This is a genomic window from Caballeronia arationis (assembly GCF_001544975.2).
GTDB classification, from domain to species: Bacteria; Pseudomonadota; Gammaproteobacteria; order Burkholderiales; family Burkholderiaceae; genus Caballeronia; species Caballeronia arationis.
Window position 1 is genome coordinate 217,251 of the sequence record NZ_FCOG02000001.1, and the last position, 18,071, is coordinate 235,321.

The following is an 18,071-nucleotide window of genomic DNA, read 5'->3' on the forward strand; positions in this document are numbered from 1 at the left end:
AACGGGCTGACAAGCCTGCGCCCGCAACACGTATTCAACCCAAGGAGACAACATGAACCCGAAGCTTCGCCGTCTGACCCTCTCCGCGATTGCCGCCGCCACGCTCGCCGTGCCGTTCGCGACGCAAATGTCCGCTCACGCCGACGAGCCCGTCAAGGTCGGCTTTCTCGTGAAAATGCCCGAGCAGGCGTGGTTCATCAACGAGCAGAAGGCTGCGTCCGCGCTTGGACAGAAGGAGAACTTCTCGGTCGTGAACATCGGCACGCCGGACGGCGAGAAGGTGCTTGCCGCCATCGACAATCTCGGCGCGCAGGGCGCACAAGGCTTCGTGATCTGCGCACCCGACGTGCGTCTCGGACCGGCGATCCAGCAACGCGCGAAGCGCTACAACATGAAGTTCGTGACGGTCGACGACCAGCTCGTCGATTCGACCGGCAAGCCGCTGTCGAACGTGCCGCATCTTGGCATGTCGGCGTTCAAGATCGGCAATCAGGTCGGCACGGCGATCGCCGACGAAATGAAGCGGCGCGGCTGGAAACCGGAAGAAGTCGGCGCGCTGCGCATCACGAACTACGAGCTGCCGACCGCGAAGCTGCGCACCGACGGCGCCACCGAATCGCTCGTCAAGGGCGGCTTCAAGAAGGAAAACATCTTCGACGCCCCGCAGAAGACCACCGACGACGAAGGCGGCTTCAACGCGGCATCACCGGTGTTGTCGCAGCATCCGAACATCAAGAAGTGGGTGATCTACGCGATCAACGAGGAAACGGTGCTGGGCGCCGTGCGCGCGACCGAGCAGTTGAAGATTCCCGGCGCGGACGTGATCGGCGTCGGCATCAACGGCGCGGGCGAAGCGTTCGCCGAGTTCCAGAAGAAGGAGCAGACGGGCTTCTACGGCACGATCGCGGTGAGTTCGACGATGCACGGCAAGGACAGCACGCAGAATCTCGTCGACTGGATCAAGAACGGCAAGCAACCGGCCGCCGACACGCAGACCACCGGCAAGCTGATGGTGCGCAGCAACTGGCAGGAAGTGCGCAAGGAACTCGGTATCTGAGTTTCTTCGCGCGGGCGTCGCTCGCTCATTTGCGTTGAACGGCGGCGCCCGCTTTCTGTTCCTGCCACGAGGTTTTCCATGACGGATACCGTGACGGCCACGGCCGATCCCTATCTATCGCTCGACAACATCACCGTGCGCTTTCCCGGCGTGCTCGCGCTCGACGGCGTCTCGCTCGGCGTGCGCACCGGCGAAGTCCACGGCCTGATGGGCGAAAACGGCGCGGGCAAGTCGACTTTGCTGAAGGTGCTCTCGGGCGTCAACCAGCCGGCGGGCGGCGGCCTGTCGCTCGACGGCGTCGAACAGCAGTTTTCGTCGACGAAAGCGGCGATTGCGGCAGGCGTCGCGATCATCTATCAGGAACTGCATCTCGTGCCCGAACTGACGGTCGCGGAAAACCTGATGCTCGGCGCGATGCCCAACCGCTTCGGCGTGCTCGACGAGAAAGCGCTGGTCAAGCGCGCGATCAGCGAACTCGACCGCCTCGGCGAGAAGATCGATCCGAACATGCCGGTGAAGCATTTGTCGATCGGCCAGCGGCAGATGATCGAAATCGGCAAGGCGCTGATGCGCAACGCGCGCGTGATCGCCTTCGACGAACCGACGAGTTCGCTTTCGTCGCGCGAGACCGAGCAATTGTTCCGGATCATCCGCGGGCTGCGCGCCGAGGGCCGCGCGATTGTCTATGTCACCCACCGGATGGACGAGGTCTACGAGCTGTGCGACCGCGTGACGGTGTTTCGCGACGGCCGGCGCATCGAAACCTTCGAGGAAGTCGACGGGCTCGATCGCGACCGGCTCATCAGCTGCATGGTCGGACGCTCGATCCGCGATGTGTACGGCTACCGCACGCGTGACATCGGCGATGTCCAGCTTCAGGTGAAGGGGCTGATGGGGCCGGGCCTGTCTGAACCGGCGTCATTCGAGGCGAGGAAGGGCGAGATCCTCGGGTTCTTCGGGCTGGTCGGCGCGGGGCGCTCCGAACTGATGAAGCTGATCTACGGCGCGGTGAAACCGGCGGCGGGCGAGATCGTCCTGAAAGGCGAGACGCGCCGTTTCAACACGCCGCGCGACGCCGTGCGCGCCGGCGTCGCGCTGTGTCCCGAGGATCGCAAGCAGGAAGGCATCGTCGCGATCGCGTCGGTGTCGGACAACCTCAATATCAGTTGCCGCCGCCATCACAACGCGCTGCACATTCTCGACGCGAAGAAGGAAGCGGCCACCACCAGCGATTTCATCGCGAAGCTCGCCATCAAGACACGCAACGGCAATACGCCGATCGGCACGCTGTCCGGTGGCAACCAGCAGAAGGTGATCCTGTCGCGCTGGCTCGCGGAACAAATCGACGTCTTCCTGATGGACGAACCGACACGCGGCATCGACGTCGGCGCGCGCAGTGAAATCTACGGCCTGCTGTACGGACTCGCGGAAGCAGGGCGGACGGTCATCGTCGTGTCGAGCGATCTGGCCGAAGTGATCGGCGTCGCGGATCGCGTGCTCGTGATGCGCGAAGGAAAGATCGTCGGCAATTTGCCGAAAGCAGAGGCGTCGCCCGATCAACTGATCAAGCTCGCGCTGCCAAGCTGACACGGAAGAGACATTATGCAAACCACCAATACGCCCGTCACCAATCAACCGAACCCGAAAGAAAGCGTCGGCGCGCGTGCACGCGCGGCGCGGACCTGGGATCTCATCAACAAGTCCGGCATCGTGATGGTGTTCGTGATCCTGTTCGTTGCGCTTTCGCTCTCGGTGCCCGGCTTTCTCAGTTCGCGCAACATGCAGGGCCTGCTGCTCTCGGTCACGCTGATCGGTTCCATCTCCGTCACGATGATGTTCGTGCTCGCGCTCGGCGAAGTCGATCTGTCGGTGGCGTCGATCGTCGCGTTCTCCGGCGTCACCGCCTCGACGCTCATCACCGCGACGCACAGCGTCACGCTCGGCATCGCAGCGGGCGTGATCGCGGGCGGCGCGGTCGGGCTCGTGAACGGCGTGCTGATCGCGCGATTCAAGATCAACTCGCTGATCGTCACGCTCGCGATGATGGAAGTCGTGCGCGGCCTTGCCTACATCACCTCGCACGGCGACGCGGTGATGATCTCCGAGGAATCGTTCTTCGAACTCGGCAGCGGCTCGTTTCTGGGAATTTCATATCCGATCTGGTCGAATATCGTCGGTTTTGTCGTGTTCGGCTTTCTGCTGAAGAAGACTGTGTTCGGCAAGAACGTCCTTGCGGTCGGCGGCAACAGCGAGGCGGCGCTGCTCGCCGGACTGCCCGTCACGCGCATCAAGATCGCGGTGTTCGTGCTGCAGGGGCTTGTGACAGGCTTCGCGGGCGTGATGCTCGCGTCGCGCATGAGTCTCGGCGATCCGAAGACGTCGGTCGGACTGGAACTGGGCGTGATTTCGGCGTGCGTGCTGGGCGGCGTGTCGCTGACGGGCGGCGTCGCGACGATATCCGGCGTGCTGGTCGGCGTGCTGATCATGGGCTCGGTGCAGGACGCGATGAGCCTCATGAATGTGCCGACGTTCTATCAATACCTGATTCGCGGCGGCATTCTGCTGCTCGCGGTTCTGTTCGATCAATTCCGGCGCAGCAAGCGCGTTGTCTGAATATTTTCGCGAGTCCGGTTATTCAGTTTTCCGACGAGGGTGTTTCGCCGATGCGATTAATCATCGCATCGGCGTTTTTTTATCGCCGATTTAAACGCGCTGATGCTATTGATCAATGAAGCGATCGGTTGTCCACATGCCTTGTTTGTCGTTATTCGCCGCATTGACGAATTCGACATCGTGGCCTACCACACGCAACACGCGGAAATGCGATTCGACGGGCGTCGAAATGCACTCAAAGCCTTCGAAGAATTGCTGCATCTTCTGCTGTTCGCCCGCCTGAGCGTGCTGGTCCGCAGAATCGAATTTGTCCTTCGAGAGGCAGCCGTATGAATTGGGCTTGAACTTGAAAGTCTGCTGGGGCTGGATCACGCTATCTGCGTGTGCCGCTGAAATCGCGGCGAACAAACCGACCATCGCAATGAGAGCACTGGCGCGTTTCTTCATGTATTGCCTCCAAGCGGATTTGTATCGGGAATTAGCTATCTATTTAATAGGCTTAATCCGCAGCGTTTATCCTAGACCAGAAATTGCAAGTTACAAGCACATCTTGTGTGCGCTCGCAACACGACAGAATGTCGCAGGTATTTTTTAAAAAGACTGCTAATAATCAGACCGGCCCCATTCAACGCTTTCGCGCATCAATCATTGACTGAACGCCGTGCAGTTCGCTTGGTGCATTGCAACCTTTGTCAGCAAAAACATGGCGATATTTCGGAATGCCGCGGGACTACGACTGCATCAAACGCACTCGCGAAGCCGTCACGAAACATGCCAGTTGCGACGAGGCTTGTCAGCTTCGTCGCTTCGTGGATAAATCGGCGCATGAACATCACGGAGAGACGCGTATGACCCTTGCACAATGGCTGCCATTCGCCATCGCCTCGGCGATTCTGGTGGCGATTCCCGGACCGACCGTCTTGCTGGTCGTGTCCTACGCGCTCGGACACGGACGCAAATACGCATTGGCGACGACGCTCGGTGTCGCGCTCGGCGACCTGACGGCGATGACGGCGTCGATGCTGGGCCTCGGCGTGCTGCTCGCGGCATCGGCCGAATGGTTCATGTTGGTCAAATGGGTCGGGGCGGCGTATCTGGTCTACCTCGGCCTCAAGCTGTGGCGCGCGCCTGTCGTGGACGCCGATGCCGCCGAAATGGAGGCGCCCGACGAGTTGCGCACCTCGCGCATCGTCGCCCACGCGTATGCCGTCACGACGCTCAATCCGAAAAGTTTGATTTTCTTCGTCGCGTTCGTGCCGCAGTTCATCGATCCGCATCAGGCGAGCGTGTCGCAGATCGCGATTTTCGAGGCGACCTTCGTCGGCATCGCGGCGGCCAATTCGTTCGTTTATGCGCTCGTGGCGTCGGGTGCGCGGCGGGCGATCCGCAAGCCAGCGGTGCAGCGCGCGGTGAACCGCACGGGCGGCGCGCTTCTGATGGGCGCGGGCATTTTCGCGGCGGCATGGAAGAGGGCGACATGAGCGACATCGACGACTGGACCGGCGCCGCGCGACGCGTATATTTCGCGCTCCTCGGTGCCTGGAACCGCCAGGACGCGCCTGCGATGGCCGCGCTGTTCCGCGAGCGCGGCAGCATGGTGGGCTTCGACGGAAGCGCCATCGACGGACGCACGGCCATCGAGGCGCATCTCGCACCGATCTTCGTGCAGCATCCGACGCCGCGCTTCGTCGCGAAAGTGCGCGAGGTGCGGCGCATGGCAGGCGGGCACACGCTGATGTTGCGCGGCGTCGCGGGAATGTGGCCGCGCGGCGCGGACGATTTGAACCCGGACCTGAACGCGGTGCAGACGATGGTGCTGTCGCTGTGCGACGGCGTGTACCGGATCGAGATGTTCCAGAACACACCGGCCGCGTTTCACGGGCGCCCAGAGGCGAGCGAACGGCTCAGCGCGGAGTTACGCGAGGCAGGACGGCCGCAAGCGTAGGCCAGCCCGTCACTTCCCGATACAAAACCGGCTGAAAATAACGCCCAGCAGATCGTCGGACGTGAACTCGCCCGTGATCGAATTGAGCGAATCCTGGCCGAGCCGCAGCTCCTCGGCGAAAAGGTCGAGGGCCTGGGCGTTCTGATCGGCATGATCCGCGGCGAGCGCGAAATGTTCCGCAGCCGTGCGCAACGCAATCAAATGCCGCTCGCGCGCGAGATAAACGCTCTCCGCGCCCGCCTGCCAGCCGGCGATCTTCAGCAGTTCGCCGCGCAGCAAGGCGATGCCGTCGCCGGTTTTCGCGGACAGCCGCACGTCGCGTGCATCGTCGCCTTCGGTTTGCGTCACCGACGCCGCCACGCCCGCCAGATCTGCCTTGTTCGACACGCGGACCACCGGAACGCCTGCCGGAAAGCGCGCGGCGATCGCCTCGTCTTCGGGCCCCACACCGGTGCGCGCGTCGAGCAGATGCAGCACGACATCGGCGCGCTCGATCTCGCCCCAGGTCCGCTCGATGCCGATCCGTTCGACTTCGTCCTCCGTCTCGCGCAGGCCAGCCGTGTCGATCACATGCAGCGGAATGCCTTCGATCTGGATCGTCTGCGTGACCTTGTCGCGCGTAGTGCCGGCAATCGGCGTGACGATCGCCAGTTCCGCGCCCGCGAGCGCGTTCAAAAGCGACGACTTGCCGACATTCGGCTGGCCCGCCAGCACCACCGAGAGTCCTTCGCGCAGGAGCGCGCCCTGCCGCGCGTCGGCGAGCACCGTCGCGAGCCGCTCGCGGATGCGCGCGAGCTTGCCGCGGGCGTCGGCGGCTTCGAGAAAGTCGATCTCTTCTTCAGGGAAATCGAGCGTCGCTTCGACCAGCATCCGCAGCGTGATCACGTCCTCGACAAGCGCGTGGATTTCGCGCGAGAACGCGCCGTCGAGGGAGCGTCCGGCCGAGCGCGCGGCCGCTTCCGTGCTCGCTTCGATCAGATCGGCGACGGCTTCCGCCTGCGCGAGATCGAGTTTGTCATTGAGGAACGCGCGGCGCGTGAACTCGCCCGGCTCGGCGAGGCGCAGGCCGAATTCGCGGCCGACCTGGATCGCCCGCTGCAAAACGAGCTGCAGCACGATCGGCCCGCCGTGGCCCTGCAGTTCGAGGACGTGCTCGCCGGTGTAGGAATGCGGCGCCGGGAAATACAGCGCGATGCCGCGATCGAGCGCTTCGCCGTTGCCGTCGAGGAAAGGCACGTAACTCGCATGGCGCGCGGTCAGCAACTGGCCGCAGAGCGCGTGCATCGCATGCGAGGCCGCCGGTTCGCCCGCGCGCCCGAACGACAGCCGCACGACGCCGATCCCGCCGCGCCCCGGAGCGGTGGCGATGGCGATGATCGGATCGGAGTCGTTGTTGAACATGGTCGGCGGGGGCTCTGGTGCGGGATTGACGGTGCCCGCATTGTATCGCGGGGCTTTTCGCGCTCCTGGCGCTCAGGATGGTGCAGGAGTTTTCTGTCTTTATCTTAATTGAGATACGCTTTCGCTGAGGCGTTGCAGCGATAGTTGAAACAATCCAAGCGTAGATCTCGCCTAGAGACGGGGCGTCCGGTTCGCGCTGCGCTCATTGCTGATTCGTCAGTTCATTTTCTTAAACAGGATAAGCCGGTTACGTTGTTCGCAAAATCTATCGTAGATGGTTGACGGCCAGTCAGCGTTTGCCTCGCACAATCGCGACCATGCCAACCGCAAAAGAAAAGGCCGATTTCTCGGATCGGCTCAAATTCTCAATGACCCGCGCTCCCGAGAAGATGCGGGGCGCGACGGACCTCGCACTGCGTTTCAATCTGCGCTATCACGGCGAACCGGTATCGCCGCAGACTGCCCACAAGTGGCTCACCGCGCGCTCGATTCCGACCGTCGATAAATTGCAGACGCTCGCCGAGTGGTTCAAGGTCGATCAGCACTGGCTGCATTACGGGCCGCCGCCGAGCGGCAATCCGCAGAGCGTGCCGAAGCCGCTCGCACGGGATGAAAAGTATCCGGCGTCGGAAGAGATGCTCGAACTGGCGTCGAAGATCGAGGCGCTTTCGCCGCATCATCGGTATCTCGTCGAGCAATTGATCGAACAGTTTTATGGAGCGGGGAAACGGTAACCAAACGCCGGCCCAAAAGCAAAAACGCCCGGACTGAGTCCGGGCGTTTTTTCAAGCGAAGCAACGGGCGCGTCAAGCCGCCTTCTTCTTCGCCCCCATCATGCGCGTGATGTAATACTGCTGCGCGATCGACAGCACGTTGTTCACCACGTAATACAGCACCAGACCGGCCGGGAAGAAGAAGAACATGACCGAGAACGCGATCGGCATGAACATCATCATCTTCGCCTGAACGGGGTCGGGCGGCGTCGGGTTGAGCTTCGTCTGCAGGAACATCGACACGGCCATCAGCACCGGCAGGATGAAGTACGGGTCCTGCTGCGACAGATCGTGAATCCAGCCGATCCACGGCGCGCCGCGCATTTCTACCGACGACAGCAGCACCCAGTACAGCGAGATGAACACCGGAATCTGCACAACGACCGGCAGACAGCCGCCAAACGGATTGACCTTCTCGGTCTTGTACAGCTCCATCAGCGCGGCGTTCATCTTCTGCGGATCGCTCTTGAAGCGTTCACGCAACTGCTGCATGCGCGGCGTGATTGCCTTCATGCGCGCCATCGACTTGTAGCTCGCCGCCGACAGCGGGAAGAACACGGCCTTGATGAGCAGCGTCAAGAGCACGATCGACCAGCCCCAGTTGCCGACATAGCTGTGGATCTTCTCCAGCAGCCAGAAGAGCGGCTTGGCGATGATCGTCACCATGCCGTAGTCCTTCACCAGTTCCAGCCCCGGAGCGATGCCTTCCAGCATGCGCTCTTCTTCCGGACCCGCGAAGAGACGCGCCTGCACGTTGGCGCTTTGTCCCGGCGCGATGGTCTGCACCGGCATCTGCACGCCCACGCGATACAACTGATCGATCTTCTGCACGTAGATGTCGCGCTTCACGCCCTGCTGCGGAATCCACGCCGACGCGAAGTAATGCTGCACCATCGCAATCCAGCCGTTGTCGGCGGAAGGCTCGAAGGTCGCCTTGTTCTTGTCGATGTCGCTGAAGTCGATCTTCTGGAAGTGATGCTGGTCGGTATAGACAGCCGGCCCGATGAACGTGTGCGAGAAGCGCGGCGTTTCCACCGGCGTGTTGTCGCGCACGAGTTCCATGTAGAGCTTCGGCGTGACCGGCGCGGTGCCGACGTTCTCGATCTTCGTATCGACGTTGATCACGTAGCTGCCGCGCGTGAACGTGTAGGTCTTCACGACCTTCACGCCGCCCTTCACCGGCGATTCGAACGCGATGGAAAGCGTCTTGGCATCGCCCGAAAGCGACGTCTGGCCTGGAACCGGCGTGAAGACGTCGTTGTGGTTCGGAAAATCGCCGCCGAGCAGGCCCGTACGCGCGAGATACGTGTGCGTCGCGGTGTGATCGAAGAGGGTGATGTAGAGGTCGGGCTGCTTGCCGTCGCCTTCCTTCACGAGCGAGAGCTTGGACAGCGTGCCGCCGCGCGTATCGATTTCGCCTGAATAGACGTCCGTCGAGAACTTGACGAGCTGCGCGGCCGCGTTTGCGGGCGGCGTCGCGGCGCCGGGCGCGGCTGCGGTCACGCCGCTGGTGGCCGCGGGCAGGTCGGCGGGTTGCGTGCCCGGCGTCGTGGTTCCCGGTGCGGCGGTGCCGGCCGTCTTGGTCGGGACGGCGTTCGGGAAGAACATCGACGGGCGCCCATGGTCACGTTGCCAGTTGTCGAACAGCATGACAGCCGACATGAAGAAGATGACCCATAGGACGGTACGTTTGATATCCATGCGTTGTCTCAGTGTCGATCGAAAAGCGCTTTAGCGCCGTTTGGTAGTGAGTTCTTCTGATGCGGATTCGCCCGCCGGTCGGCTGACGGGCGGGCAATCGCGTCGTGAAGCCGGCGACGGTGGCGGGACCAGGTCGATGCCGCCAGCCGAGAACGGATGGCAGCGGCACAGGCGTTTCGCTGCGAGATACGTGCCGTGCGCGGCGCCATGATACTGGATTGCTTCGCGCGCGTAGTCAGAACAGGAAGGGAAAAAGCGGCACCGGTTGCCGAGCAGAGGGCTCACAGCAAGCTTGTAAAAGCGCAACAACGCGATCAGTGCCGTTTGCATAAGCTTCGCGCCTCGGGTTTTTCAGGCTCGCGCGAGCGAACCGGACACCACGTGCGCCTCATTGCCCGGAGGGCTTCGGTGAATCGTCGACGGCCGGTGCTGCGTCGTCCTGCGCCGCGCGACGCGCCGCTTCACGCACCGCGCGGTCGATCAGCATGTCGATCTCGCCGCGCATCAGCGTTCTGAGCGTCGGCGACTTCGCGCTCGGCATGGCCTTGCGGTCGATCTTCGCGTGCAGCCTCAAAAGGATATCCCACCCGCCGAGTTCCGTGCGACGCAGCCGGAACGCATCGCGCGCGAGCCGCTTGATGAGGTTTCGCGTGACGGCGCGCGGTGCCTGCTTCTTGCCGATGACGAGCCCGAGACGCGCTTCGTTGCCGGTCGGCTTGCCGTACAGCACGAAGTGCGGGGAGCGTCGCCAGGGGCGCAAACGAAAAACGGATGAGTATTCATCCGTTTTCAGTAGCCTTGCGGCCTTGGGGAACGCGGCCTGCGCTCGCAACTGAATGGTGTCCTGTGAGGAGCCTTCCGCGCGGCGCATGTCCGGGTCGAACGCAGGCGGGCGTGTGCCAGTGCGTGCCGACAAAAGCAACCTTAGACTGCCAGGCGCTTGCGGCCCTTCGCGCGACGTGCGTTGATCACTTTGCGGCCGCCAGCCGTCTTCATACGGACGCGGAAGCCATGGGTGCGCTTGCGGCGCGTCACGGAAGGTTGGTAAGTACGTTTCATGGTGCTCTCACTTGGGTGTTGATCGACCGCGCGGGCATCCGCAGAAAGCGCAATGGCCGGTGGTTCAGGAATTCGGTTTTCGCGGAACCCGCTATTTAAACCTTTTTCCTCTTGACCGTCAATAGCTTACGCGAGATGTCAAGCGCTTCCGTACCGATCCCGCGCTGCGTGCACGATCGTTCGCCGTGCTGATTTGACCCTGTGGATAACTCGCGCTGCGGCGCCGTTTGGCGTTAGAATCTCGCCTTAATCCCAAGAATCTGCCCGCTGCTTCGGCCCGCATTTCGCCCGCAAACCCTTGCGGCGTAAGCCTCCGGAGCAATGTCTGCTGCCGCGCCGGAGCTTGTCGCAAATTTGCGACAGGATCGGCGGGAGACTGCGGCGCAACCATAACGACTGCATTCGATGAACGATTTCTGGCAACACTGTTCCGCATTGCTGGAGCGCGAACTCACGCCGCAGCAGTACGTCACGTGGATCAAACCGTTGGCCCTGGTCGACTTCGATGCCGATGCGAGCACCTTGCGCATCGCCGCGCCCAACCGCTTCAAGCTCGACTGGGTGAAAAGCCAGTTTTCGGGCCGCATCGCCGATCTGGCGCGCGAATTCTGGCACGCGCCCATCGACGTTCAGTTCGTCCTCGATCCAAAAGCGACCGCGCGCAATGCGCTCGGCGGCGCGTCGGCGTCGTCCGTGCCGATGCCGCGTGCGCCGCTCTCGCGCACTGGTTCGACAGGCGCGCCCGGCATGCAGGGCGGCGCGCAGGTGAACCACGCGAACGCCAGCGCCCACGTGAACGCGCTCGCGGCCGAGGCCGCGCAGCACGCGCAGGCCACGCACGACGACCACGCCGACCTCGACCTCCCGAGCCTCGACGCCAACGAAGCCGCCGCGGCGCGCCGTACGTGGCGTCCGGGCGGCAATGTGGCGCCTTCCGGTGAAACCGATTCCGCGTACGAGCGCTCGAAGCTCAACCCGGTGCTCACGTTCGACAACTTCGTGACCGGCAAGGCGAACCAGCTCGCCCGGGCGGCCGCGATCCAGGTCGCCGACAACCCGGGCATCTCGTACAACCCGCTCTTTCTTTATGGCGGCGTCGGCCTGGGCAAGACGCACCTGATCCACGCAATCGGCAATCAGCTGCTGATGGACAAGGCCGGCGCGCGCATCCGCTACATCCACGCGGAGCAATACGTGTCGGACGTGGTGAAGGCGTATCAGCGCAAGGCGTTCGACGACTTCAAGCGCTATTACCATTCGCTCGACCTGCTGCTCATCGACGATATTCAATTCTTCTCGGGCAAGTCGCGCACGCAGGAAGAATTCTTCTATGCGTTCGAGGCGCTCGTCGCGAACAAGGCGCAGGTGATCATCACGAGCGACACGTATCCGAAGGAAATCTCGGGTATCGACGACCGCCTGATATCGCGCTTCGATTCCGGCCTCACCGTTGCGATCGAGCCGCCCGAGCTGGAAATGCGCGTTGCCATCCTGATGCGCAAGGCGCAGTCCGAAGGCGTGAGCCTGTCGGAAGACGTGGCGTTTTTCGTCGCGAAGCATTTGCGCTCGAACGTGCGCGAACTCGAAGGCGCGCTGCGCAAGATTCTCGCGTACTCGAAGTTCCACGGCCGCGAGATCACGATCGAACTGACGAAGGAAGCGCTGAAGGACCTGCTGACGGTGCAAAACCGCCAGATTTCGGTGGAAAACATCCAGAAGACGGTCGCCGACTTCTACAACATCAAGGTCGCCGACATGTATTCGAAGAAGCGTCCGGCGAACATCGCGCGGCCGCGGCAGATCGCGATGTATCTGGCGAAGGAACTGACGCAGAAAAGCCTGCCGGAGATCGGCGAACTCTTCGGCGGACGCGACCACACGACCGTGCTGCACGCCGTGCGCAAGATCTCCGCCGAGCGCGGCACCGACGCGCAACTGAATCACGAACTTCACGTCCTCGAACAGACGCTCAAGGGCTGATGAAGGGCTGATGCCGGGCTGAAGAACACGCGCCTCAAAAACGCCGTGGCGGACCTCTGTTTATTGACGAAAATGCCCCCATTTCTAGGGAGCGGTTCCGTTTTGAGGCACAATACGGGTTTGACCGCCCGCGGGCCTTGGGCGGCATCAGGCGCCAAGCTTTCGCGCGGAACCGGCGGGGGGCCGGCAACGCGTGTTACGAGGCTGTCCGAAGGCAAAAACGGTGGCACGACCGTCGGACAGGCCGTCACATCAACGAAGGAACTCTATGCAACTGGTCAAGACCGAACGAGATAATCTTCTAAGGCCGCTGCAAACCGTGAGCGGTATCGTCGAACGCCGTCATACGCTGCCGATCCTCGCCAATTTGCTGATCACCAAGAATGGCGCCGACGTGTCGTTCCTCTCGACCGACCTCGAGCTTCAGATCACCACACGCGCCGATTTCGGCGTCGGCAGCGATCAGGTCGCCACCACCGTTGCCGCGCGCAAGCTGCTCGACATCCTGCGCGCCATGCCGCCGGGCGAAGTCGCGCTCGACCTGTCCGACAAGCGCCTCACCGTGCGCTCGGGCAAGAGCCGTTTCGCGCTGCAGACGCTCGCCGCAGACGAGTTCCCGACCGTCAACCAGTCTACTGACTTCGGCGCAAGCCTGTCGGTTCCGCAGAAGACGTTCCGCCAGTTGCTCGGCATGGTCCATTTCGCGATGGCCCAGCAGGACATCCGCTATTACCTGAACGGCATGTTGCTCGTCGTCGACGGCGACCAGCTGATGGCGGTCGCCACCGACGGTCACCGCCTCGCGTTTTCGTCGATGAAAATCGAAGGTTCGTTCCCGCGCCAGGAAGTCATCATTCCGCGCAAGACGATTCTCGAACTTCAGCGCCTCTTGGAAGACATCGATGACAACCTGAAGATCGACATCGCGCCCACGCAGGTGAAGTTCACCTTCGGCCAGATCGAACTGGTGTCTAAGCTGGTCGAAGGCAAATTCCCTGACTTCCAGCGCGTGATTCCGAAGTCGCACAAGAACACGTTCCTGATCGGCCGCGAAGAACTGCAGCGTTCGCTGCAACGCGCGGCGATTCTCACGTCCGACAAGTTCAAGGGCGTGCGCTGCCTCATCGAACCGGGTCAGCTGAAGATCATGTCGACCAACGCCGACCAGGAAGAAGCGCAGGAAGAACTGGAAATCGCCTATCAGGGTGACAGCGTCGACATTGGGTTCAACGTCACGTATCTGCTCGACGTGCTCGCGAACCTGAAGGTCGACAACCTCGAAGTGAGCCTCGGCGACGCCAACTCCAGCGCGCTGATCACGATTCCCGAGAACGAGGAATTCAAATACGTGGTGATGCCGATGCGCATCTGACGCGTTCAGAACCGAAAACATTCCAAGGGGCGGCGCGCCCCTTTGGCGTTTTTAAGGTGTTTCGAAAAGTCTCGAGCAGCAACTCAGCAGTGACGCAGAACCGGAAAATTTCATGACTGAAAACACGAATTCGCAACCCGACAACAGCTATGGCGCCTCGTCCATTCAGATCCTCGAAGGTCTGGAGGCGGTGCGCAAGCGCCCGGGCATGTATATCGGCGATACGTCGGATGGCACCGGTTTGCATCACCTCGTTTTCGAAGTGTTGGACAACTCCATCGACGAAGCGCTTGCGGGATATTGCGACGACATCCACGTCACGATTCACGCCGACAACTCCATTTCCGTCACCGACAACGGCCGCGGCGTGCCAACTGGCCTCAAGCGCGACGACAAGCACGACCCGAAGCGCAGCGCCGCCGAAATCGTGATGACCGAACTGCACGCGGGCGGCAAGTTCGACCAGAACAGCTACAAGGTGTCGGGCGGCCTGCACGGCGTGGGCGTGTCGTGCGTGAACGCGCTCTCCGCGTGGCTGCGCCTCACCGTGCGCCGCGACGGCAAGAAGCACTTCATGGAGTTTCACCGCGGCGTGGTGCAGAACCGCGAAATCATCGAGGAAAACGGCGTGCAATATTCGCCGATGCCGGTTGTCGGCGATACGGAAAACCGTGGCACCGAAGTGCACTTCATGGCCGACCAGACGATTTTCGGCAACGTCGAATTCCACTACGACATTCTTGCGAAGCGCATGCGCGAACTGTCGTTCCTGAATAACGGCGTGCGCATCCGCCTGACCGACCAGCGCACCGGCAAGGAAGACGATTTCGCGTTCATCGGCGGCGTGAAGGGTTTTGTCGACTACATCAACAAGACGAAGCAGGTCCTGCATCCGACCGTGTTCCACGCAACGGGCGAGAAGGACAACGTGACCGTCGAAGTGGCGATGCAGTGGAACGACAGCTACAACGAAAGCGTGCTGTGCTTCACCAACAACATTCCGCAGCGCGATGGCGGCACGCATTTGACGGGCCTGCGCGCGGCGATGACGCGCGTGATGAACAAGTACATCGTCGACAACGAGATCGCGAAAAAAGCGAAGGTCGAGACGACCGGCGACGACATGCGCGAAGGCCTGTCGTGCGTGCTGTCGGTGAAGGTGCCGGAACCGAAGTTCAGCTCGCAGACGAAGGACAAGCTGGTGTCGTCAGAAGTGCGCGCGCCGGTGGAAGATGTGGTCGCGAAGGCGCTTGAGGACTATCTGCTCGAAACGCCGAGCGACGCGAAGATCATCACGGGCAAGATCGTCGATGCCGCGCGTGCGCGTGATGCTGCGCGCAAGGCGCGCGAAATGACGCGCCGCAAGGGCGTGCTGGACGGCGGCGGCCTGCCGGGCAAGCTCGCGGACTGTCAGGAGAAGGATCCGGCGAAGTCGGAGATCTATATCGTCGAGGGCGACTCGGCGGGTGGATCGGCGAAGCAGGGGCGTGACCGGAAATTCCAGGCCATTCTGCCGCTGCGCGGCAAGGTGCTGAACGTGGAGCGCGCGCGCTTCGACAAGCTGATTTCGTCGGAGCAGATCGTGACGCTCATCACGGCGCTCGGCACCGGCTTCGGCAAGGACGATTACAACATCGAGAAGCTGCGCTATCACCGCATCATCATCATGACCGACGCGGACGTCGACGGCGCGCACATCCGCACGCTGCTGCTGACGTTCTTCTACCGGCAGATGCCGGAGATCGTCGAGCGCGGGTATATCTACATTGCGCAGCCGCCGCTCTACAAGCTCAAGGCGGGCAAGGACGAGCGCTACCTGAAGGACACGCACGAACTCAACCAGCACATGCTGAAGCTGGCGCTGCAGGGTTCAGAACTGGTGCCTTCGGAAGGCGCGGCGCCCATTTCCGGCGACGCGCTCGGCGAACTCGCGCGTGCGTATCTGCTGGCGCAGGCGGTGGTCGATCGTGTCAGCCGTTTCTACGACGTGAGCGCGCTCGAAGCCGTGATGGACGGAATCGTGCTGGATCTGTCGTCGGAAGAGGCGACGGCGGCGTCCGCGAAGACGCTCCAGGACACGCTGCGCGCCGATCCGATCCGGCCCGAAGTGACCGTCGAGCCGGCCTACGATCCGGTGCGCGAAGTGCGGTCGCTGCACATCAAGCGCCGTCATCACGGGAACGTGAAGGTGTCGGTAATCGACGAGGATTTTCAGCTCACCGCGGATTACAAGCAGCTCGTTTCCACGGCCGATACGTTCAAGGGGCTGATCGGCGCCGGCGCGCTGATCAAGCGCGGCGAGCGGTCGATGGCCGTGAGCGACTTCAAGAGCGCGATGAAATGGCTGATCGCCGATGCCGAACGTAATGTCACGAAGCAGCGGTATAAGGGGCTTGGCGAGATGAATCCGTCGCAGTTGTGGGAAACCACGATGGATCCGAGCGTGCGGCGTTTGTTGCGCGTGCAGATCGAAGACGCGATCGCGGCGGATGGCATCTTCACCACACTGATGGGTGATGATGTGGAGCCGCGTCGGGCGTTCATCGAAAGCAATGCGCTCCGGGCGGGAAATATCGATGTTTGATGGTGAGTGTAGCGAGACCCATAACCTGAGAAAAACGGACTCATAACTTGAGAAATTTATGGTTCTCGCCTTTGAATAGCCACTGACACGGCGCGCGTTCATCAGTTGCTTGCCCCGCAATTTGCCCGACTCATAGGCGTGCCGGAGTGCAGCCTGCACTTCAGCGTCGTTGTCGCCAGCGGCAACCATCGTGACGGCCGCATTCAAGGGGACAAGACCTTTTTCCACCGCGACCACGAGTCGCTCTTCCCCTTGACGCAGAAATGTCAGGATGCCGTGAACATACGTCGACGTGAGGCCTTTTTTTTCGACTATGTCCTTCGGCGCATACCCCTGCTGCTGCAATTGCCCGCCCATGCCGTTCCCGTGGGTTGATGACGGCAATCTGGGAGACGGGACCATCCGGATTTCTCCGGGCTGTTGCCACGCGTTCACGCTACTCGTCTTGGACGAGTCGCGCTCAGCCACGCCATTGTGGAAGTCCAGCGTATCAAAGCGATAACTCTCAAACTGGCCGGGGTTCTGGTCGGCGAGATGGATGCGAGGTTGCCCAAATTTCAAATGTGGCAACAGTTGGTAGTCTGGCATCGATGCATTCGTCTGGTCGAGCCGAACGGCACAGTGATGGCCGGCAGAAGGCGCGTATCAAAACGCACCCTCGCTCAGCATGTACGTCTCAACTTCTGACCGATTCTTTAGAACAATCTGCTGCGCCTCCGGCTTGGCTTCGCCTTCGAGGTCTAGGCGCAGATGTCGCAGAGCGTAGAAGAGAAATGCCTGTCTGCAATGGAACTCGACTTGCCCGTCCTCCATTCCAAAATCAAGTTCAATGGCAAGTCTGTGCGACTTGCTCAGTTCGGGATGCGGAATCAATACCAAAGGCACGATGGTGTGCCATTTCACATCATCATCCGGACTTGCGGCGGCCGGCTCAAAGCCGTCAACCTGCAGCATGCGCGCAACGACGAAGTCCAGAAACTGGTTGCGCACATGACAGTAGGCGCGTGCGTGCCAGCGGAAGCCATCGTGAGCAAGTGCATGCGGAGAAATCGTACGCGGGGAGTGCTGTGGTCGCGTCATCGATTGGTACAACACGCGTATCGCGCAGCGTTCGCGAATGGCTCGAAGAAGCGCGACTAAGACATCGACGCGGATGGTTCGACCTGGATGTGGCACTGTTGCGACCGGAGGTGCCCAAGTGATGAAGCTGCTTTCCTCTGAGTCCAGTCCGGAAGCGTGCGACAACAACTCGTTGAGATAGCGACCAGAGTCGCTCGATGGGTAAAGTGGCTTAAAGTCGGTAGGAGCTATGTAGACCCGGGAGCTGCGGTCGTAATTTAAGTTAGTCGACGCCAGTTCCGTATATTTTGCGATGTCTAGCGACGCTTGAGGCACCGAAATGCCAAAGAAGTCGGTGAGGTCACTGCGGTTGAGACGGCCATCCCACCGAAGTCGAAAGTCGATGAATTCCAGGCGGCGGTCCTGGCTCCACCGACCAGGGGCGCGGCTGCTGGATGACCCTGTTGGGTCCAATGTGGTGGGCAAGCTTTTGGGCATCGTCGGAATTTTCTCACGACTAGGAAAAA

16 protein-coding genes and 2 pseudogenes are annotated in these 18,071 nt (G+C 61.7%); 9 read left to right on the forward strand and 9 right to left on the reverse strand.

The annotated features are described in order from the left end of the window. Nucleotides 1-52: 52 nt before the first annotated feature. From AWB81_RS01035 to araH, 3 genes are all read left to right on the forward strand, one after another. A complete protein-coding gene (locus tag AWB81_RS01035) occupies nt 53-1,057 on the forward strand; it encodes an arabinose ABC transporter substrate-binding protein (RefSeq protein WP_062632041.1) in 1,005 nt (334 codons plus the stop codon). A gap of 78 nt (nt 1,058-1,135) precedes the next feature. Then, nucleotides 1,136-2,644 carry an L-arabinose ABC transporter ATP-binding protein AraG gene (gene araG, locus AWB81_RS01040; protein ID WP_062632042.1) on the forward strand — a complete coding sequence of 503 codons (1,509 nt, stop codon included), beginning with the start codon at nt 1,136-1,138 and terminating at the stop codon, nt 2,642-2,644. A 15-nt stretch (nt 2,645-2,659) separates the two neighbouring features. Continuing rightward, the gene (araH, locus tag AWB81_RS01045; protein WP_062632043.1) at nt 2,660-3,670 is read left to right on the forward strand and encodes an L-arabinose ABC transporter permease AraH; all 1,011 of its coding nucleotides are present in this window, start codon (nt 2,660-2,662) and stop codon (nt 3,668-3,670) included. Between the two features lie 105 nt (nt 3,671-3,775). On the opposite strand, the gene sap1 is transcribed toward araH, so the two are convergent. Then, entirely contained in the window at nt 3,776-4,117 is a 342-nt protein-coding gene (gene sap1, locus AWB81_RS01050) for a surface attachment protein Sap1 (protein ID WP_062632044.1), read from the reverse strand. Nucleotides 4,118-4,518: 401 nt separating this feature from the next. Here sap1 and AWB81_RS01055 point away from each other — a divergent pair, with 401 nt between their 5' ends. Further along, nucleotides 4,519-5,151 carry a LysE family translocator gene (locus AWB81_RS01055; RefSeq protein WP_062632045.1) on the forward strand — a complete coding sequence of 211 codons (633 nt, stop codon included), beginning with the start codon at nt 4,519-4,521 and terminating at the stop codon, nt 5,149-5,151. Further along, nucleotides 5,148-5,615 carry an SgcJ/EcaC family oxidoreductase gene (locus tag AWB81_RS01060; RefSeq protein ID WP_062632083.1) on the forward strand — a complete coding sequence of 156 codons (468 nt, stop codon included), beginning with the start codon at nt 5,148-5,150 and terminating at the stop codon, nt 5,613-5,615. The genes AWB81_RS01055 and AWB81_RS01060 overlap by 4 nt, the downstream gene beginning before the upstream one ends. A 9-nt stretch (nt 5,616-5,624) precedes the next feature. On the opposite strand, the gene mnmE is transcribed toward AWB81_RS01060, so the two are convergent. Then, nucleotides 5,625-7,016: a tRNA uridine-5-carboxymethylaminomethyl(34) synthesis GTPase MnmE gene (gene mnmE, locus AWB81_RS01065; protein ID WP_062632046.1), complete on the reverse strand. Its 1,392-nt coding sequence runs from the start codon at nt 7,014-7,016 to the stop codon at nt 5,625-5,627. Between the two features lie 317 nt (nt 7,017-7,333). Here mnmE and AWB81_RS01070 point away from each other — a divergent pair, with 317 nt between their 5' ends. After that, nucleotides 7,334-7,750, forward strand: coding sequence for a hypothetical protein (locus AWB81_RS01070; RefSeq protein ID WP_062632047.1), 417 nt, complete (start codon nt 7,334-7,336; stop codon nt 7,748-7,750). A gap of 72 nt (nt 7,751-7,822) precedes the next feature. Here the strand turns inward: AWB81_RS01070 and yidC are convergent, their stop codons facing one another. Genes yidC through rpmH form a run of 4 tightly spaced genes read right to left on the reverse strand, consistent with a single transcriptional unit; the run spans nt 7,823 to nt 10,549 of the window. Continuing rightward, on the reverse strand, nt 7,823-9,490 hold the full coding sequence (gene yidC, locus AWB81_RS01075) for a membrane protein insertase YidC (RefSeq protein ID WP_062632048.1): 1,668 nt from the start codon (nt 9,488-9,490) through the stop codon (nt 7,823-7,825). Nucleotides 9,491-9,520: 30 nt separating this feature from the next. Beyond that, nucleotides 9,521-9,820, reverse strand: a complete 300-nt coding sequence (yidD, locus tag AWB81_RS01080; RefSeq protein WP_062632049.1) for a membrane protein insertion efficiency factor YidD — start codon at nt 9,818-9,820, stop codon at nt 9,521-9,523. A 58-nt stretch (nt 9,821-9,878) separates the two neighbouring features. Further along, nucleotides 9,879-10,361: a ribonuclease P protein component gene (gene rnpA, locus AWB81_RS01085; RefSeq protein WP_062632084.1), complete on the reverse strand. Its 483-nt coding sequence runs from the start codon at nt 10,359-10,361 to the stop codon at nt 9,879-9,881. Between the two features lie 53 nt (nt 10,362-10,414). Next, a complete protein-coding gene (gene rpmH, locus AWB81_RS01090; protein ID WP_006998755.1) occupies nt 10,415-10,549 on the reverse strand; it encodes a 50S ribosomal protein L34 in 135 nt (44 codons plus the stop codon). Between the two features lie 405 nt (nt 10,550-10,954). Between rpmH and dnaA the strand changes: the two genes are divergently transcribed. The 3 genes from dnaA (at nt 10,955) to gyrB (ending at nt 16,485) form a co-directional block, all read left to right on the forward strand. Further along, nucleotides 10,955-12,529: a chromosomal replication initiator protein DnaA gene (dnaA, locus tag AWB81_RS01095; protein ID WP_062632050.1), complete on the forward strand. Its 1,575-nt coding sequence runs from the start codon at nt 10,955-10,957 to the stop codon at nt 12,527-12,529. A gap of 268 nt (nt 12,530-12,797) precedes the next feature. Beyond that, the gene (dnaN, locus tag AWB81_RS01100; RefSeq protein WP_062632051.1) at nt 12,798-13,901 is read left to right on the forward strand and encodes a DNA polymerase III subunit beta; all 1,104 of its coding nucleotides are present in this window, start codon (nt 12,798-12,800) and stop codon (nt 13,899-13,901) included. 112 nt (nt 13,902-14,013) lie between these two features. Beyond that, the gene (gene gyrB / locus AWB81_RS01105) at nt 14,014-16,485 is read left to right on the forward strand and encodes a DNA topoisomerase (ATP-hydrolyzing) subunit B (RefSeq protein WP_062632052.1); all 2,472 of its coding nucleotides are present in this window, start codon (nt 14,014-14,016) and stop codon (nt 16,483-16,485) included. 66 nt (nt 16,486-16,551) lie between these two features. On the opposite strand, the pseudogene AWB81_RS46725 reads toward gyrB, so the two are convergent. From AWB81_RS46725 to AWB81_RS01120, 3 genes and pseudogenes are all read right to left on the reverse strand, one after another. Beyond that, nucleotides 16,552-16,833 (reverse strand): annotated as a pseudogene (locus AWB81_RS46725) (chromosome partitioning protein ParB); the annotation flags it as partial. An 83-nt stretch (nt 16,834-16,916) separates the two neighbouring features. Next, nucleotides 16,917-17,144 (reverse strand): annotated as a pseudogene (locus AWB81_RS46730) (recombinase family protein); the annotation flags it as partial. Next, nucleotides 17,131-18,042 carry a helix-turn-helix transcriptional regulator gene (locus AWB81_RS01120; RefSeq protein ID WP_062632054.1) on the reverse strand — a complete coding sequence of 304 codons (912 nt, stop codon included), beginning with the start codon at nt 18,040-18,042 and terminating at the stop codon, nt 17,131-17,133. The pseudogene AWB81_RS46730 and the gene AWB81_RS01120, both read right to left, overlap by 14 nt. Nucleotides 18,043-18,071 lie beyond the last annotated feature (29 nt).

Bases quoted from the DNA above. Each gene is read 5' to 3' on its own strand.
- AWB81_RS01035 (WP_062632041.1), top strand. From the start codon at position 53: ATGAACCCGAAGCTTCGCCGTCTGACCCTCTCCGCGATTGCCGCCGCC.
- araG (WP_062632042.1), top strand. From the start codon at position 1,136: ATGACGGATACCGTGACGGCCACGGCCGATCCCTATCTATCGCTCGAC.
- araH (WP_062632043.1), top strand. From the start codon at position 2,660: ATGCAAACCACCAATACGCCCGTCACCAATCAACCGAACCCGAAAGAA.
- sap1 (WP_062632044.1), bottom strand. From the start codon at position 4,117: ATGAAGAAACGCGCCAGTGCTCTCATTGCGATGGTCGGTTTGTTCGCC.
- AWB81_RS01055 (WP_062632045.1), top strand. From the start codon at position 4,519: ATGACCCTTGCACAATGGCTGCCATTCGCCATCGCCTCGGCGATTCTG.
- AWB81_RS01060 (WP_062632083.1), top strand. From the start codon at position 5,148: ATGAGCGACATCGACGACTGGACCGGCGCCGCGCGACGCGTATATTTC.
- mnmE (WP_062632046.1), bottom strand. From the start codon at position 7,016: ATGTTCAACAACGACTCCGATCCGATCATCGCCATCGCCACCGCTCCG.
- AWB81_RS01070 (WP_062632047.1), top strand. From the start codon at position 7,334: ATGCCAACCGCAAAAGAAAAGGCCGATTTCTCGGATCGGCTCAAATTC.
- yidC (WP_062632048.1), bottom strand. From the start codon at position 9,490: ATGGATATCAAACGTACCGTCCTATGGGTCATCTTCTTCATGTCGGCT.
- yidD (WP_062632049.1), bottom strand. From the start codon at position 9,820: ATGCAAACGGCACTGATCGCGTTGTTGCGCTTTTACAAGCTTGCTGTG.
- rnpA (WP_062632084.1), bottom strand. From the start codon at position 10,361: ATGCGCCGCGCGGAAGGCTCCTCACAGGACACCATTCAGTTGCGAGCG.
- rpmH (WP_006998755.1), bottom strand. From the start codon at position 10,549: ATGAAACGTACTTACCAACCTTCCGTGACGCGCCGCAAGCGCACCCAT.
- dnaA (WP_062632050.1), top strand. From the start codon at position 10,955: ATGAACGATTTCTGGCAACACTGTTCCGCATTGCTGGAGCGCGAACTC.
- dnaN (WP_062632051.1), top strand. From the start codon at position 12,798: ATGCAACTGGTCAAGACCGAACGAGATAATCTTCTAAGGCCGCTGCAA.
- gyrB (WP_062632052.1), top strand. From the start codon at position 14,014: ATGACTGAAAACACGAATTCGCAACCCGACAACAGCTATGGCGCCTCG.
- AWB81_RS01120 (WP_062632054.1), bottom strand. From the start codon at position 18,042: ATGCCCAAAAGCTTGCCCACCACATTGGACCCAACAGGGTCATCCAGC.